Genomic DNA, 15503 nt, shown 5'->3' with positions numbered 1-15503 from the left:
AATAGGAAATACGCGACGAGGTCAGCGCTACCACGTCGCCCCTCGGCGAGGACGTTGACGAACCAGTCGCGGAGGGAGGTGCCCATTGCGCCCGTGAGCTTCTGCCCGCCGAGGAACGGAGGATTACCGATGATGGCGTCGAAACCGCCATGGTCGACCATCACGTCCGCGGCCTCGATGATCCAGTGAAGCGGCTGCCAGCGGACGTAGTCGGTCACGACGGTTGGTGTGAGGCCGCGGTCGATGATTGCATCGAGCCAATTGCTGTCCGCGGTGCCTTCGTTGGACCCCGGGTAGGCCTTCCGTGCGGCTTCACGTAGGTCTTCGTAGGCGGCGTCCAGGGCCTTTCCGGGCTTTCCGCCGAACGGCAGACCGGCCGCGACGATGCTGTCGCCGAGCTTGCGGAGGCTGGCGGTGACGTCACGCAGTTGGGAGAGCTGACGCCGCTTCGCAGCGGCCGAACGCGCCGGGCTGTCGTCCGGTTCCACCGGTGAAGCGAGGGCTTCGCGAAGTTCGACGGCGCGCTTGATGATCGAATCGACGTCGACCTCGAAGGTCTCGAGCATGTCTTGTTGCCGGTTGGCCTTCGCAGGGTCGATATGCATCGCGCGAAGTTGCTTGATACGGGAGAGGCCGAGCAGGGAGTTGCCGAGGAAGACCTTGTCGTCCACAAACGAGAAGGGCAGGTCGCGGTCGAGAGAGACGAGCCACAGCGAGAGCTTGCACATCTCGATGGCCATGTCGTTGATGTCGGCGCCGTAGAGGCACGTGGCGACGACCTCACGGATCGCGAGGGTGTGCAGGTCCTTCCGCCCGGCGTATGCCGGGTTGTCGGCGACCCACGCCTCGACAAGGCGGTCTGCCAGGAAACGTGCCGCGGCGACGAGGAACGCGCCGGATCCGCAGGCGATGTCGGCAACTTTGAGACGCAGGATGTCCTCGGGCGACTTCAATTTCCAATCGTCCCGGTTCGCGGACTCGTGTGGGCCAGGCGAGTAGCACAGTGGTTCGAGCGCGTATTTCACGACGTCCTCGGCGAGCGACCTCGGCGTGTAGTGAGCGCCCGCGTTCTTCCGCGAGGGCGTCTCCTTGACCAGGAGTGCCCCGTCGAGGATGACGAAGGGCCGGTTGCGCAGGTCGAGGCGCATCAGGCCGAGCCACGGCTTGACGCGGTCGCGCAGTTCGGGGTCGTCGCCCACGGCTTGGGTGAGCGCGCTCACGATGCTGGGGTCGACGGTTGCGTTGATCGCCTTGGCAATGGCGGCCTCCGACTGAGGCTTCGCCGACGGCTGATCCTTCTCGACGTACTCACGGATCGCCTTGGCGAGCTTCTTTCGGTCGGCGTTCTTCTCGGCGAGATCTTCGAGCGTGGCGAGCGGTATTTCGGGTTCCTCGCCGCGGGTGCCTTTGATGCCGACGATGACCTCATCGGCGACGCGGGCGGTATAACCGAGGAGGCCTTCGTACATGTAGCCGATCTGCTCGACGTCGATGTCGCTGAACGAGATGCGGCGGGCTTCGCCCTTGATGTCGGCGATCTGCACCGAACGCAGGACGTGCAGCATGACGCGATCGGGAACCGTGATGCCGAGAGTGCCGAGTTCGTTGGTCGCAATGAGGAACGGGAATCGCGCCGGGTCGAAGAGCGAGCCGCCATAGGCGGGCATGCGGAGGTTCTCGAAGGTGGCCCCACGGTAGAGGGCGTTGCTGGTGGCAAGCAGCCGGTGCCAGGTGAGCGAGGTCGCGTCGAGGGCTTCCTCGCTCTCTTCAGATTCGCGGGCCAGGAGCTGGTCGAGTTCGCCCGCGACGCCGTAGCCCTGGTCGAACAGTTCGCCCGAGGGCAGCAGACCGCGTTGCTCCGCGAAGAGTAGAAATACGATGCGCATCATCACGGTGACGGCGGCCTCGTAGGTAACGTGCGATCGGGGTGGGAGCGGGTCGGGTAGCTTACGGCGCCGCGCGTCGGCGGCGGACTCGGAGAACGCCTGGATGAGAAGCTCGACAGCTCGGCGCACCTGGGCTCCCAGGGCCTCGGTGATCTCCTCGGCGGCGGCGACGGATTCCTCGAACAGAACCGGGAGTCGGTCGTTGGGGTCGCCACCGATGAGGTACATCCGCCCGATCAGGGCGACGAAGGCGTCGCGGGTGCGGGGCTCCTCGATCCAGGTCAGGGCGTCCACGATCCCTGAGGCAGCCATGGCGTTCTCGCGGGCGCAGACGAGGCCCCACCAGCGGCCGTCGGTGACGATGCCGATGGGGATGCGGCTCTCGCGCAGCATCACCTCGACGCGGTCGATCGGGTTCGCCGCCCACAGGTCACCGGAAACCTCGCGCAGCGAGTCGACCGGGTCAATGACATGGACGAGCGCGCCGATGCCTTCTTCACCGTTCAGTGCTGCCTGGGCGCGGACGGTGACGGCGCGGTTCGGGGAGTGCGCGGCGATGCCGGGGACCTCGCCCCAGATCAGTGATTCGGCCCATCCCGCGACGTCGCGCAGGATCGTCTCGACCCACTTGTCACGTTCGACTCGGTACGTGTCCAGGGCAGCCTCGGCGCCTGGGTCGCGGTCGAGGCGATCCCACGCGGCCTCGAAATCCTTGCGGGCATCGACCAGGGTGGCCTTGCGGGAGTCAGAAAGGGCAGGCATGCCCTGCGGCCAGACCCGCTTGAGCGGGGGGATCGCGAGGAACGGGCCTTCGGTGTCAACAAGTTCGAGCCATGCGCGATGCTGGTCGGCGACGCTGAGTGTCTTTGGCTTGTAAGCGGTCTTGCGAGCCATCAGTCACGCCACCCGTCTGCGTCGGCGGTGGTTAGCGCGAACACCACGGCGGCGGCGGTCGTGTGGGGCCTAACGTCTACGTACCTGTCTCTTATGGCGGCGATCTCGCGCGCTTCCTCGTCGTCGAGTTCGTCGAGACGGCGCTGCATAGCCTCCCGATCGCGTCGCCACTGGCGTTCCTGATCGGGGTCGGTGAAGAGCTGACCTTGCGCTTGGGCTTCCAGCTCACGGAGGCTAGCGAGGGAGTCGCGAAGGTTGGCACGGAACGCAGCGAAGATCTCCATTGCGCGCTGCACATCTTCGGCCTCGCGACGGCGGAGCTGGTCAGTCACTTGGACCTGCTTGCGCCCGGCGCGTTCGCGCATCGCTCGCTCCAGCCCCAGACGCAGGGGGGCATCCGGAGCGTTCCACAGGTCGCAGAGCTGCTCGCGCACGCGGGTGTCCGCCAGCGAGAGGTTCGCGCCATCGAGGGCTTTATCGAGCTCCTCCTCGGCACGCTCCTCGGCCATCGCCCGGCGTCCGTGCAGTCGGACTCCCGCGAGGAACACTTCTTCGTGGAGCCGCACGCCGCCGCGGCCCACGAGGACCATACGCGTGACGGCAGCCACGAACGACTCTTCTAAGTTGTCGACCACCACAGCGCTGACGCGTCGGAGCGTGGAGTCCACGCTCCACAGCGACCGACGCAGCAAACGCTGGGCCTTCTGCACGATGGGATGGCCGAGGTGCACGTAGACGAGATCGGCACGTCCCCCTGCTGCATCGGGGTCGAATGTGATCGGTCGCAGCACACCAGGGTCGAGTCGGGTGTCGAGACCGCGGAGGGTGTCGCGCCAGCCCGCGGTGAGCGTGGGGACGGTGAATACCTCGGAGTCCGTGTCCTCGCCGAAGTCGTAGTTCCTGATCAGCGCCGACTGGTGGTTGATACGCAGGGCAGTGTCGACAACGCGGCGCAGGTTCACCGGATCAAGGTGCATCCCGGTGCGGGAAGCGTTGTAACCCTGCTCCAACTGAGTCAGGCGCGCATTAAGCTCTATTCCTCCGGCAAGGGCGGCGTTGATGACCTCGTTGGTGTCGATGCCCTTCGCCTTGGCGCCCTTGCGCGCTCCATGCCCAAAGCGACCCTGAATCTCGCCGCCGATGACCTGGTTTACCGAGCCGAGGTCGTACTCCACCTGGGCGACCTTGCGTGCGATGATCTGCATGAACCGCAGGTCCGAAGCGTAAGTGGATGAAACCGACTCGGGCACGAAGTGGTATACCTGCGGCGTCTCGGTCTGGCCATACCGGTCGATGCGACCGATGCGCTGCTCCAGGCGTGAGGGGTTGAACGGGATGTCGAAGTTCACCAGCCGGTGGCAGTACGTTTGGAGGTCAATGCCCTCGCCTGCGGCATCCGTGGCGAGCAGCACCCGAACCGGCTCCTTCGACGGGTCAGCGGTAAATTGCGAGCGGATGTACTCGCGGTCCTCGGGCGCAGTTGAACCCTGGATTACCGCCAGGCGATCCTCGGTGTAGCCCTTCTGTCGTAGCACGCGGGTAAGCCATTCGACGGTGTGTGCGTACTCGGTGAAGACGGCGATGCGCTCGTTCGACCAATGCTTACCATCCGGACGACACACGCCGTTGAGGAAGCCGATCAGGTTGTCAAGGCGGGAGTCGGCGCGGCTCTCGTAGCTCAAGCCCCAGCTCGCCAGTTCCTCGAGTTGGCCGGGTTCGGCGCCGATGAGGGGGTCGGAGCCCTTCGACTCACGCAGCTTCTCGGACTCGTCCTGCTCCCACAGGCCCTCTTCCTCGTCGGACTGGCCCTCGCCGAAGATGTCGTCGTACTCGTCATCCGACAGGCCTCGTCCGGCCTTGGACGACAGATAGTTGCTCAGCGTCATCCCGAACGCGAAGGGGCTGGACAAGAACCGCTTCTTCAGCAGCATCGTCACGATGTCGCCGGAGGGCTTAGTGCCGTTGAGCTTGGCGCTCTTGGCCACGACCTCGTCCAGCAGCGAGAACATCCGCTGCTCGGCGTCAGCCGGTTCGAACACGATCGTGTTGACCGTGCGCTTCTTGAAGCCCTTGTCCGTCAAGTCAGCCTTCAATCGCCGGACCGTGACGTCCTTCAGCGCTCTCGAGTCGAGGTTCGCCCCTCGCGCGAAACGGCGCGGGTCGATCATCTCCATCAGCGCGGTGAACGACTCGGGGTGCCCGTTGTGCGGAGTCGCGCTGAGGAACATCCGGTGCTCACACTTGTCGGCGAGTTGCCGCACTGCGACGGTGCGCCGGGTGTCGATCGCATAACCGCGCACACCGGTGACGGTGGACGGGCTCGACGGGGCGACGTGGTGCGCCTCATCGACCACGAGGATGTCGAACGCGTAGCGACTGCCAGTCTTCGGGTTCGACGCCTGGGCGTAGACATCTCGCAGCAACCGCTGGGCGCGCAGCTGTGGAAGCCACGCCATGCTCACGATCACGCGCGGGAAGATCTGGAACGGGTTGGCCTGCAAACCGTGGGTGCGGCGTACTTGGGCCATCAACTCGGAGTTGACGATGGTGAACTCCAGACCGAACTTCTCACGCATCTCGTCCTGCCACTTCAGCGACAGGCTCGGCGGGCACACGATCACCGCAGTCCGCGCCCGGTGCCGCAGGAACAACTCCTGGATGACCAGGCCTGCCTCGATCGTCTTGCCAAGGCCCACGTCGTCCGCGAGCAGCAGGTTCGCCCTCGTCGCGCCGAGGGCGCGCCGCAGCGGCTCAAGCTGGTAGGCCTCGACGTTGACGCCCGACCAGAACGGCGCCTGAAGGCGGTTCGGGTCGGCACTTGTCACGGCACCCCAACGCATCGCGTCGATGAACCCGGCCAGCGTCTCCGGCTCGTCGAAGCCATCGGCGAGGATCAGATCCGGCAGGCCCTGCGCCGGGGTGACAGCATGGCCGACTTCGAGTTCCCACACCACGCTGAGCTGGGCGCCGAGGCTGACCTCGTCAAGCGACTGAAGGTCGACGACGTGGCTGAGCTGCGCGACCGACTCATCAGCCGGGCTTCGTGGCAGACCCTGAACCTGGACGTTTGAGACGGCCCACGTCGAGCCCCTGACCTCGACGACCTGGCCCGGTTCGGGGAGTGCCGGAGCGACGGCGGAGCTTGACACGTCTAGTTCCTCTTCGTTCGAATCCAGTTTGACCGGCGCCATGAGCCCGGTGCCGGGCGCTCTCCTGCGCTCATCTCACTCTGCCATGCACAACGGACGCGGCGGGTGAAGGAAGCTCTCGGCGTGGTGATGAGCATGTCCCTTTCTTGTTGCGCACGGTGCTGTGGCTCGGCTGCCCAACTCGCCCTCACCTGGCCGTAGGAGTGCGCGGTGCCGACTGGTCGCGGCTGTCAGGCAGCACCTCGGCGGGCTGCGCCCACGCCCAAGGGTGCCCGTCGAACGGGTCACGAGCGGCTGCAGCTCGTTGCGCGGCCAAGGAAAGCGCCGCGATGACGCCCACGGAATCGAGCCGGCCCTTCATCATCGGCTCTCGTTCATCGATGGCCGTCGTGCCCCGCCAGTTCACCCTCCCGGTCAAGGGTGAGCGGCCGCGCGCTTCAGCTTCTTTAGTTTTGGCGTTCGGCGGCCACGGGCGCCGTCCGCAGGCGAATCGTCCAGGTTTGGACCAGATGGGCTGAGCCCATCTGGTCCCGGCACCGCACCAACCTCGATGCCGGGGAGCGCGTGTGCACCTAGCTGCTGGGAGGTGGCGCCTTTGAGAAACACAATAGGCCGCGAACGGAAGAACTGGTACGGGTTCGCCCTGCTGGGATGGCATCCGGCGAGAGGGCGTACTGGGGTCAAGCACACCTGCGTCAGGCTCATTGAGGCCTCCTCTAGGGCCTCGACGTTCGAGGCCCTGCGCCGCGGATTCCAGGCCCGCACGCTATCGGACATCCGCGGCACGTCGTGGCCCGCCATGCCGTGTGTAATGCTCGGCAACCCCGAACCAGGACTGAGGGAGACTGCCGCGGAAAGGGTCGTTCTGCCGCGGCAGATCATCGGCGAACCGCCAAGCGAGCTCGTGGACGACGCCCCTGCTCGCCGGGGACGCCGTGCGACGTCAGGAGGCACCCGAGTTGATCGGCACCGGAGATTGCCCAGGTCAGACGGTGGGGCCACCGTGGCCCCACCGTCAGGTGCACAGGTCGGACCCGGCTGCGGACATCCGAGGCGCAGACCCGCAACCGGTCTGGAACATCTCGCCGCCAAGGCGCTCGTCCGCGTCCGCGCCGGGCAGGAAGGTCTCAAGCGCCGCCATCCTGCACGGACGCCCGTAGCGGGGGCGACGACCGTCCCGGCGTCGGTGCTGACCTCGGGCGAGCTCGCCAACCCCGCGACGGCTGGCGACCTGGTTGACCGTAGGCGGGCATAAGCCCAGGTCGCACGGTGCCGCCACCGTGGCGGCACCGTCGGCCGCCATCACGAGGGAGACCGTGGCACTGCTGCGCACAGCGTCTTCAGTCCCCACGAGTCCCCCTCATGCAGCCGATACGATCAGAGCTTTCCGTTCGGCACCGTTCTCGTCCCGTTGCGTTCCGCCCAGCCCAGTGTCGCGCATAGGCACGCTGCCAGGGAAGATCACGCCTCGTCTTTCGCGAATGCGCGCTCGAGCATCTCGGCGGTGGCCGGGTTCACCATCTCGTTGCGGCGGATGTAGTGCTGGATCGTGATCTTCGGGTCCGTGTGGCCGAGCAGCTCGGCCGCGAGGTCGACCCCGGCCTCGGCGCTGATCGCGGTCGCCACGGTCCGGCGGAACAGGTGCGGGGTGACTCCGGTGATCCCGGCCAGGTCCATCACATGGCGGAGCTGGCGGCGGACGTTGTTCGTCGTCAGCGGGGTTCCCTCCCGGCTGCAGAACAGCAGCGCATCCAGCGACGGGTCCTCCAGCCTCGCCAGCCGGCGCCGCACGGCCTCGGCGGTGAACGACGGGACCGCCATCGTCCGGCACGATTTCGTCGTCTTGGGGTGGTCCTGCCGCACGGTCGGCTCGCCCCGGTGGCTGACGATGGTCCCGGCGATCCGGATCGAGGGCGGGGAACTGGCGATGCCGATGTCGCGGCGGCGGATCGCAAGGACCTCCCCGATCCGGGCGGAGGTGCCGAGCATGACCTCCACGATCGCGCCCAGCTGCCCGTCGGGCCTGGGCCCCGACGACGACAGGCCGGCCTCCCAGAACGCGACCGCGGCCCGGATCGCGTTGACCTCCGCCGGGGTGAGCGCATCCGGGGTCTTGGCGGGGCGGTGCAGGCGGGAGACGTGGTCGACTGGGTTGCGCGGCAGCACCTCGTGGCGGACGGCCAGGGCCAGGGCGAGCCGCAGCACGACGCGGGCGTGCTTGGCCTTGGCATAGGACTGCTTGGCGAGCTGCTTGAGGAACTGGTCGCAGCGGGCGACGCCGATCTCGCGCAGGGTGAGCCCGGCGAAGGCGGGGAGCACAAGGGTGCGCATATCGCGCTCGTAGAGCTGCCGCGTCGCGGTCGCGAGCCGGCCCTCCAGGTCGATGTCCTCGAGCCAGTACTCGACCAGGTCGGGGAACGGGCTTTCGGGCCCCAGCGTCCCGGTTGTCGGGGCGAGCAGGTTGCGCTCGGCGCATTTGGCCTTCAGCGCCCGGGTCGCGGCAGCCGCGCTTTCGGCGCTGGCCTGCACGAGCCGCGCGACGCCGTCCCAGTCCCGGTAGCGGGTGCGGGCCTCGACCAGGCCGCTCGGGCGGCGGCGGGTGGTGATCTCGCCGTAGGTGCCGATCGTCACGCGGGGGCGGCTCACCGGGTCACCGCCGATCCGACGGCTGCCGCGGCGACGACGGCGTTGGGTCGCGCTGCGCCTCGATCCAGGCGGTCACGTCGTCCACGGCGAACTTGAGGTGCTTGCCGAACCGGTATGCGCGCGGCCCGAGGCCACGGGCGCGCCAGTCGTAGACCGTCGAGACCGGGACGCCGAGGTAGGCCGAGAGCTCGCGGATGTCGAGCAGCGGCGGCAGGCCGGTCTGGGGCGGCGGGACGGGTGCTGGAGTGGTCATGCCCGGCAGGTGCGCCGGGCGTCCCGGGCCGACCGTGAGTGTCCGGAAGGAACGCCGTCGAGCCGAATTCCGTGGCCGCGAGGGCACCCTGCAGGAGGGGTTTTTGATGGGTTTTTGATGGCCGGTTCAAATCTCGCCTACGCAGAAGCCGCGGGAACCCTTGGGTCTCCGCGGCTTCGTGGTCGGGCTGACAGGATTTGAACCTGCGACCCCTTGACCCCCAGTCAAGTGCGCTACCAAGCTGCGCTACAGCCCGAAATGCCTGCCCGTTCTCGCTTGTGGCGCCCGTTCAAGCAACCGCTCCAGCATATACGAGTGGCCCCACGATCGCGAATCGACAGGCCTCCCGGCGGGCCCCGATCAGAGCCTCTCGAGCACCCCGCGGGCGGACTCAAGATACCGCTCCGCGATGTCCCCACCAGCGAACGCGACCTGCACGATGTACCCCTGCACGAGGCCCACGACGGCGGGGGCGATCCGCGCCGCCTCCCCCGCGGCGGCGTCGGAGGAGAGGCCGCGAGCCGATTCGAGCCATCCCTGCAGATAGGCCGCGATCCCGGCCGTGACCTCGCCGATGATCTGCCGGGCAACGAGAGCGAGCTCGTCGTGATGCACGGCCTCCCCCCACACCTGCAGCGCGATGCCGGGGAAGAACTGGGTCTGGGGCAGCCCAGCCATCATGTCGATGATGACCTCGGAAGGCGGCGGGACGGGCCGGGCCCGCCCGAGCACCTCAAGGATGGCGAGCCGGTCCTCGAGAACCCGCCGGCCGACGTCGACCGTGAGCTGCTCCTTGCCCTTGTAGTACAGGTACACAGCACCGGCCGAGAGCCCCGCCTCCGCGACGATGTCCGCCATCGACGCCGCAGCGAAGCCCTTGCGCGCCACGCATGTGAGCGCGGCATCCAGGATGCGCCGCCGCATGGCCTCCCGATGCTCCTCACTGACCTTCGGCATGACCCACCTCACCCAGAAAAACGAATGCTCGTTCTTGACAGCGTATCTCCCCGGAGCACAATAGTGAATGAGCATTCGTTTTCTTGCAACCATCACTCGAGAGGACCGGCCATGTCAGCCGAGACCGTCGTCCACGCCCCAGAGCACACGACCCACCGCGCAGAGACCCGCACCGGCCGCCACACGCCCTGGCCCGCCGCACTCGGCGCCGCGGTGCTGGCGGCCGCCATCGTCTGCGTGGTGCTCATCGCCTTCGCGTGGCCCAGCGTCACCGCGAAGGTCCAGAACCTGCCGATCGCCGCCGTCGGAAGCGCGGACCAGATCTCCCAGGTTGCGTCGAAGGCCCCGGCGGGCGCGCTCGACCTCCGCACGGCGTCGAGCCGCGACGACGCGATCGGCCAGATCCAGCGCCGGGAGGTCTATGGCGCGATCGTGCTCGGCTCGTCGCCCGAGATCCTCGTGGCGAGCGCCGCGAGCCCCGTCGCGTCGCAGGCGCTCACGCAGCTGGGCGCCCAGATGCAGCAGCAGATCCAGGATCAGGTCATCGCCCAGCTCAAGCAAGCACTACAGCAGGCGCAGCAGCGCGCTCAGGCGCCGCAAGCCGGTTCCACCCAGAGCACGGCGCCGGCCGCGGGCGCCCAGCAGAACGCCGCGACGCCGACGGTCAAGGTCACGGACGTCGTGCCGCTCTCCTCCGACGACCCGCGCGGCTCTGGCCTCGCCGTCGCGGGCCTCCCGCTCGTGATCGGCGGGATCCTCGGCGGCGTGCTCATCTCCCTGCTCGTCTCCGGCACGTGGCGCCGCCTCGTCGCGGTCGTGGCGTACGGCGCCGCGGGCGGGCTCGGCCTCGCCGGCATCCTCCAGGGCTGGTTTCACATCCTCCAGTCGAGCTACTGGATCAACGCGGGCGCGATCGGTCTAGGCATCGCCGCGACGGCGGCGGTCATCGCGGGGCTCAACGCGCTCATCGGCCGCGCGGGCATCGCGGTCGGCGCCGTCATCACGATGTTCATCGGCAACCCGCTGTCCTCGCTCACGCAGCCCAAGGAGTTCCTCCCCGCGCCGTGGGGCGATGTGGGCCAGTGGTTCGTCCCCGGCGCGTCCGGCACGCTCCTGCGCGAGCTCTCCTACTTCCCGTCGGCGGACACGATGTTCCCGTGGCTCGTGCTCGGCGGGTGGGCGGTGGCCGGTGCGCTGTTCATCGCGATCGGGCACTTCCGCAACCAGCCCGCGGCGGCGGAGCTCTAAGAACCCAAAAGACAGACGACGGCGGCCCGGTCACCTCCCAGCGAGAGGTGACCGGGCCGCCGTCGAACGTCCCGAAAGGGCCGGCTACTTCTTCCGCGAGCGCTTCTCGCGCACGCGCATGCCGATCTCGATCGGCGTGCCCTCGAAGCCGAACGTCTCGCGGAGGCGCCGCATGATGAATCGGCGGTAGCCGGGGTCCAGGAAGCCGGTGGTGAAGAGAACGAACTTCGGCGGGCGGCTCTGCGCCTGCGTGCCGAACAGGATGCGCGGCTGCTTGCCTCCACGCACCGGGTGCGGATGCGCGGCCACGAGCTCGCCGAGGAACGCGTTGAGGCGGCCCGTGGGGATGCGGGTGTCCCACCCGGCGAGGGCCTTGTCGAGCGCGGGGACGAGCCGGTCGCGGTGCCAGCCCGTCTTCGCGGACAGGTTGACGCGGGGCGCCCACTCGACGTGCGCGAGGTCCTTCTCGATCTCGCGCTCGAGCCAGCGGCGGCGCTCCTCATCCATGAGGTCCCACTTGTTGAACGCGATGACGAGCGCGCGGCCCGATTCGATCGCGAGGTTGATGATGCGCACGTCCTGCTCAGCGAGCACCTCGTCCGCGCCAAGAAGGACGACGGCGACCTCCGCCTTCTCGAGCGCGGCCTGCGTGCGGAGGGAGGCGTAGTATTCTGCGCCCTTGGCCATGTGCTGGCGGCGGCGGATGCCCGCGGTGTCGACGAAGCGCCACGTGCGCCCGCCGAGCTCGATGTACTCGTCCACGGGATCCCGCGTGGTGCCCGCGATCTCGTTCACGACGACGCGTTCGGAGCCCGCGAGCTTGTTCAGGAGCGAGGACTTGCCCACGTTCGGCCGCCCGATGAGCGCAACGCGGCGAGGGCCGCCAGAACGCTCGATCCCGGCGATCGCGGAGAACTCCGGCAGCACCTCGATCACGGCGTCGAGCAGATCGGCGACGCCGCGCCCATGCACCGCGGACACCGCGTAGGGCTGGCCGAAACCGAGGCCCCACAGGACCGAGGCGTCGGACTCCTGGGCGAAGTCGTCGACCTTGTTCGCGACGAGAAGGACGGGCTTCTTCGACTTGCGCAGCATGCGCATCACGGCCTCGTCCGTGGCCGTCGCGCCGACCGTCGAGTCGACGACGAACAGCACAGCATCCGCCATGCTCACGGCGATCTCGGCCTGCTCGGCGACGGACGCATGGATGCCCTTCGCGTCGTGCTCCCATCCGCCCGTGTCCACGAGCGTGAACCGGCGGTTGTTCCACTCGGCCGGGTAGGAGACGCGGTCGCGCGTCACTCCGGGCACGTCCTCGACGACCGCCTCGCGGCGGCCAAGGATGCGGTTCACGAGCGTCGACTTGCCCACGTTCGGGCGGCCGATGATCGCGAGGACCGGGTCCATGCGCGTAGGCGCGTCCGGGTCCCAGTCCTCCCCCACGCCCGCGAGGAGGCGCGCATCCTCGTCGTCGAGCTCGTAATCCTCGAGTCCCGCGCGGAGGGCCGCGGCACGCTGCTCCGCCTCGTCGTCGTCCATCGCCGCAAGGTGCTCGGCGATCTCGTCGGTGCCCTCGGGCTCGTACTCGTCAGCGGCGATATCGCCCGGGGCGTCGCTCATGCTGGTTCTCCTTCATCGATTGCTCCGCAACTGTCGTTTTGACGGCTCAAAACGACGGTTTCGGAGCAGTGGTTGTCTGGGGTGGCCGAATCAAGCACCGGCCGGGTGGCCGCCCACGGCGGCCAGGACGACATCGAGGACCGCGGTCACGGTCTCCTCGAAGTCGAGGTCTGATGAATCAACGGTGTAGACGCCGTCCGCGGCCTGCGTGAAGCTCGCGACCGTGGAGTCGCGGCGGTCGCGCTCGACGACCTGCTGCACGAGCGCCTCGGCGCTCTGCGTCCCGCCGAGCTGGAGCCCCCTGCGGCGCAGGCGGGCCTCCTCGGAGGCCGTGAGCAGGAGCCGGACTTCGGCGTCGCGCGCCACCACGGTCGTGATGTCGCGGCCCTCGACGACCATGCGGCGACCGTGCGCCGCGATGAGCGCGCGCTGGCGGCGGATGAGCTCGTCGCGGACGCCGAGGTTGGTTGCGACGGCGCTCACGGAGGAGGAAATCCGCGGCTCGCGGATCGCCTCGGTCACGTCGTGGCCGCGCACCGAGACATACTCGCGGTCCGCGCTCGTGCTGAGCTCGAGGTCGAGAGCACGGGCCGAGGCCTCGACGAGCGCGCTGTCCGTGAGGTCGAGCTCGCGCTCGAGGCAGTCCCAGGTGACGGCCCGGTACATCGCGCCCGTGTCGAGGTACGCGAGGCGGAGGCGCCGCGACACCTCCTTCGAGACGCTCGACTTGCCGGACCCGGAGGGGCCGTCGATCGCGACGACGAGCGGACGGCCGACTCGAACCGGCTCGCTCCTCGGCGTGTACCGCACGCTCGTGCCCCGCGCCGTGCTCGCCGCGCTGATTTCCGAGCTGAGCTCCGCACTGGTTTCCGAGCCCGCTTCCCCCGAGGCCTCGAATTCAGTCACTGCAGCACCCGCCATCCCCGCTCCTCCAGTTCCGCTATCAGTTCATCGTGCTTGCTCGGGAGCACGGAGATCTCCACCATGCCCACGTTGCGTCCCGACGAGTGGTCGAGGCGCAGATCCTCGAGGTTGACCCCGATCTCGCCGATTTCGGTGAGCAGCTTGGCGATCTGCCCGGGCCTGTCGTCGACGAGGACCGTGAGCCACGCGAACGCCTGGGGCGGGCCGCCGTGCTTGCCCGGGATGCGGGCCTGTCCGGCGTTGCCCTCGGTCATGAGCTGCGCAAGGTCCAGCCGCGCGCCCGGCGCGGCCGGTGCCTCGAGCGTTCCGATGAGCCGCTCAACGTCCTCTCGCACACCGTACAGGTGCTTCACGAGCTTGTCCGCGTTGGCTCCGAGGATCTGCACCCACAGCCCGGGATCGCTCGCCGCGATGCGCGTCGTGTCCCGCAGGCCGTTGCCCGCGAGCGAAAGGAGCCGGAGGTCGGTGCCGAGCAGACGGCTCGCGAGCAGGGAGGACATGACCTGTGGAAGGTGACTCACGAGAGCCACGGCTTCGTCGTGCTCGTCCGCGTCGAACTCGAGGACGAGCGCGCCCAGGTCGGCGCCGAGCGCCTTGGCGAGCCGGACGGCGTCGTGGGTCGAGTCCGCGTGCGCGCACACGACCCACGGCATCGACGTGAAGAGCTCGCCGCGCGCGGCGACGGGCCCCGACTTCTCCCGCCCGGCCATGGGGTGCGTGCCCACGTACCGGGACAGGTCGACGCTGCGGCCGCGCAGCTCCGCGAGGATGCCCGCCTTGACGCTCGCGATATCGACGACGACGGCGCGCGGCCACCGCTCGAGCGAGCGCTCGACGACGCCGGCCGTCACGTCGGGCGGAGCGGCGACGACGACGAGCTGGGGCTGGACCCCCGAATCGGCCTCAAGCTCCGCGACCGGCCGTCCGGCCCCGATGTCGACCGCGACCGCCTGATTCGTGGGCGACGTGTCCTCGAGGAAGACCGGCACGCCGCGATGCTCAAGGCCGAGCCCGATGCTCGCGCCGAGCAACCCCGTGCCGATCACCACGACCGGCCCGGTGAGATGCGTGGAAGCCATGCTGGTCCGACCTACAGGCCAACCGCGGCCATGAGGTGGCCGACTTCCTGCTTGCCGAGCTTCCGGATGGTGCCCTGCTTCTGGTCGCCCAGGCCGATCGGGCCGATCTTCGCGCGGACGAGCCGCTGCACGGGGAAGCCGATGGCGTCGAACATGCGGCGAACGATCCGGTTCTTGCCCGAGTGGAGCACGACCTCGACGAGCACGAAGCCCGGCGTCGAGTCGACGAGCTTGAACGAATCGACCTTCGCGAGCCCGTCCTCGAGCTCGATGCCGCGCCGCAGCTGGGCGCCGACGCCGTGCGGCATGGGGCCGCGCACCTGGACGACGTACGTCTTCGGCACCTCGTATGAGGGGTGCGAGAGCCGGTTGGCGAGCTCGCCGTCGTTGGTCAGGAGGAGGAGCCCCTCGGTGTTGGTGTCGAGGCGCCCCACGTGGAAGAGCCGCTCCGGCGTGCCGGGCCGCAGGTAGTCCGAGATGCACGGCCGGCCCTCGGGATCGTCCATCGTGGAGACGACGCCGCGCGGCTTGTTGAAGGCCATGTAGACGAGGTGCTCGTTGGTCTGGATGCGCACGCCGTCGACGTGGATGGCATCGGTCTCAGGGTTCACCCGGGTGCCGAGCTCGGTCACGATCTGTCCGTTGACCTCGACGCGGCCCTGCTCGATGAGCTCCTCGCACACGCGACGCGATGCGACGCCCGCATTGGCCATGACCTTCTGGAGGCGCACGCCGTCGTCGTTCATCTCCGCGCGCGTGCGCGGCTTGTGCTGCGGAAGGGGCGCGGGCGCCTTGCGTCCGTCCCGGACGGGTCCGAGATTGCGGCCGAAACGCTCGTTCGCGAATG

11 protein-coding genes and 1 tRNA gene are annotated in these 15503 nt (G+C 68.5%); 1 reads left to right on the top strand and 11 read right to left on the bottom strand.

Annotation, left to right across the window (positions count from 1 at the left end; all coding sequences use genetic code 11):
- The 7 genes from ACLN58_RS08810 to ACLN58_RS08780 form a co-directional block, all read right to left on the bottom strand.
- Positions 1-2780 (bottom strand): Eco57I restriction-modification methylase domain-containing protein (locus tag ACLN58_RS08810; RefSeq protein WP_415854889.1); only part of this gene is annotated, 2780 nt, incomplete at its 3' end.
- Complete coding sequence (gene drmD, locus ACLN58_RS08805) at positions 2780-5971, bottom strand: DISARM system SNF2-like helicase DrmD (RefSeq protein WP_415854888.1); 3192 nt, start codon at positions 5969-5971, stop codon at positions 2780-2782. The genes drmD and ACLN58_RS08810, both read right to left, overlap by 1 nt.
- Positions 5972-6116: 145 nt before the next feature.
- Positions 6117-6335 carry a hypothetical protein gene (locus tag ACLN58_RS08800; protein ID WP_415854887.1) on the bottom strand — a complete coding sequence of 73 codons (219 nt, stop codon included), beginning with the start codon at positions 6333-6335 and terminating at the stop codon, positions 6117-6119.
- A gap of 1055 nt (positions 6336-7390) precedes the next feature.
- The gene (locus ACLN58_RS08795; protein ID WP_415854886.1) at positions 7391-8560 is read right to left on the bottom strand and encodes a tyrosine-type recombinase/integrase; all 1170 of its coding nucleotides are present in this window, start codon (positions 8558-8560) and stop codon (positions 7391-7393) included.
- Between the two features lie 19 nt (positions 8561-8579).
- The gene (locus ACLN58_RS08790; RefSeq protein WP_415854885.1) at positions 8580-8828 is read right to left on the bottom strand and encodes a helix-turn-helix domain-containing protein; all 249 of its coding nucleotides are present in this window, start codon (positions 8826-8828) and stop codon (positions 8580-8582) included.
- A gap of 179 nt (positions 8829-9007) precedes the next feature.
- A tRNA-Pro gene (locus tag ACLN58_RS08785) sits at positions 9008-9084 on the bottom strand.
- A gap of 104 nt (positions 9085-9188) precedes the next feature.
- Entirely contained in the window at positions 9189-9785 is a 597-nt protein-coding gene (locus tag ACLN58_RS08780) for a TetR/AcrR family transcriptional regulator (protein ID WP_415854884.1), read from the bottom strand.
- Positions 9786-9896: 111 nt separating this feature from the next.
- Here ACLN58_RS08780 and ACLN58_RS08775 point away from each other — a divergent pair, with 111 nt between their 5' ends.
- Positions 9897-11033: an ABC transporter permease gene (locus ACLN58_RS08775; protein ID WP_415854883.1), complete on the top strand. Its 1137-nt coding sequence runs from the start codon at positions 9897-9899 to the stop codon at positions 11031-11033.
- 84 nt (positions 11034-11117) lie between these two features.
- On the opposite strand, the gene der is transcribed toward ACLN58_RS08775, so the two are convergent.
- The 4 genes from der to ACLN58_RS08755 all read right to left on the bottom strand — a co-directional run.
- Positions 11118-12653 carry a ribosome biogenesis GTPase Der gene (gene der / locus ACLN58_RS08770; RefSeq protein ID WP_415854882.1) on the bottom strand — a complete coding sequence of 512 codons (1536 nt, stop codon included), beginning with the start codon at positions 12651-12653 and terminating at the stop codon, positions 11118-11120.
- Between the two features lie 90 nt (positions 12654-12743).
- Entirely contained in the window at positions 12744-13559 is an 816-nt protein-coding gene (cmk, locus tag ACLN58_RS08765; RefSeq protein ID WP_415854881.1) for a (d)CMP kinase, read from the bottom strand.
- Entirely contained in the window at positions 13556-14656 is a 1101-nt protein-coding gene (locus ACLN58_RS08760) for a prephenate dehydrogenase (RefSeq protein ID WP_415854880.1), read from the bottom strand. The genes cmk and ACLN58_RS08760 overlap by 4 nt, the downstream gene beginning before the upstream one ends.
- Positions 14657-14667: 11 nt before the next feature.
- Positions 14668-15503 (bottom strand): pseudouridine synthase (locus tag ACLN58_RS08755; RefSeq protein ID WP_415854879.1); only part of this gene is annotated, 836 nt, incomplete at its 5' end.

Origin of the sequence: Sinomonas sp. G460-2, assembly GCF_047759905.1 — a bacterium.
GTDB lineage: Bacteria > Actinomycetota > Actinomycetes > Actinomycetales > Micrococcaceae > Sinomonas.
Note: the sequence above shows the minus strand (reverse complement) of the source record. Positions and strands in the feature narration are given on the sequence as shown.

Bases quoted from the DNA above. Each gene is read 5' to 3' on its own strand.
- drmD (WP_415854888.1), bottom strand. From the start codon at position 5,971: ATGGCGCCGGTCAAACTGGATTCGAACGAAGAGGAACTAGACGTGTCA.
- ACLN58_RS08790 (WP_415854885.1), bottom strand. From the start codon at position 8,828: ATGACCACTCCAGCACCCGTCCCGCCGCCCCAGACCGGCCTGCCGCCG.
- ACLN58_RS08780 (WP_415854884.1), bottom strand. From the start codon at position 9,785: ATGCCGAAGGTCAGTGAGGAGCATCGGGAGGCCATGCGGCGGCGCATC.
- ACLN58_RS08775 (WP_415854883.1), top strand. From the start codon at position 9,897: ATGTCAGCCGAGACCGTCGTCCACGCCCCAGAGCACACGACCCACCGC.
- der (WP_415854882.1), bottom strand. From the start codon at position 12,653: ATGAGCGACGCCCCGGGCGATATCGCCGCTGACGAGTACGAGCCCGAG.
- ACLN58_RS08760 (WP_415854880.1), bottom strand. From the start codon at position 14,656: ATGGCTTCCACGCATCTCACCGGGCCGGTCGTGGTGATCGGCACGGGG.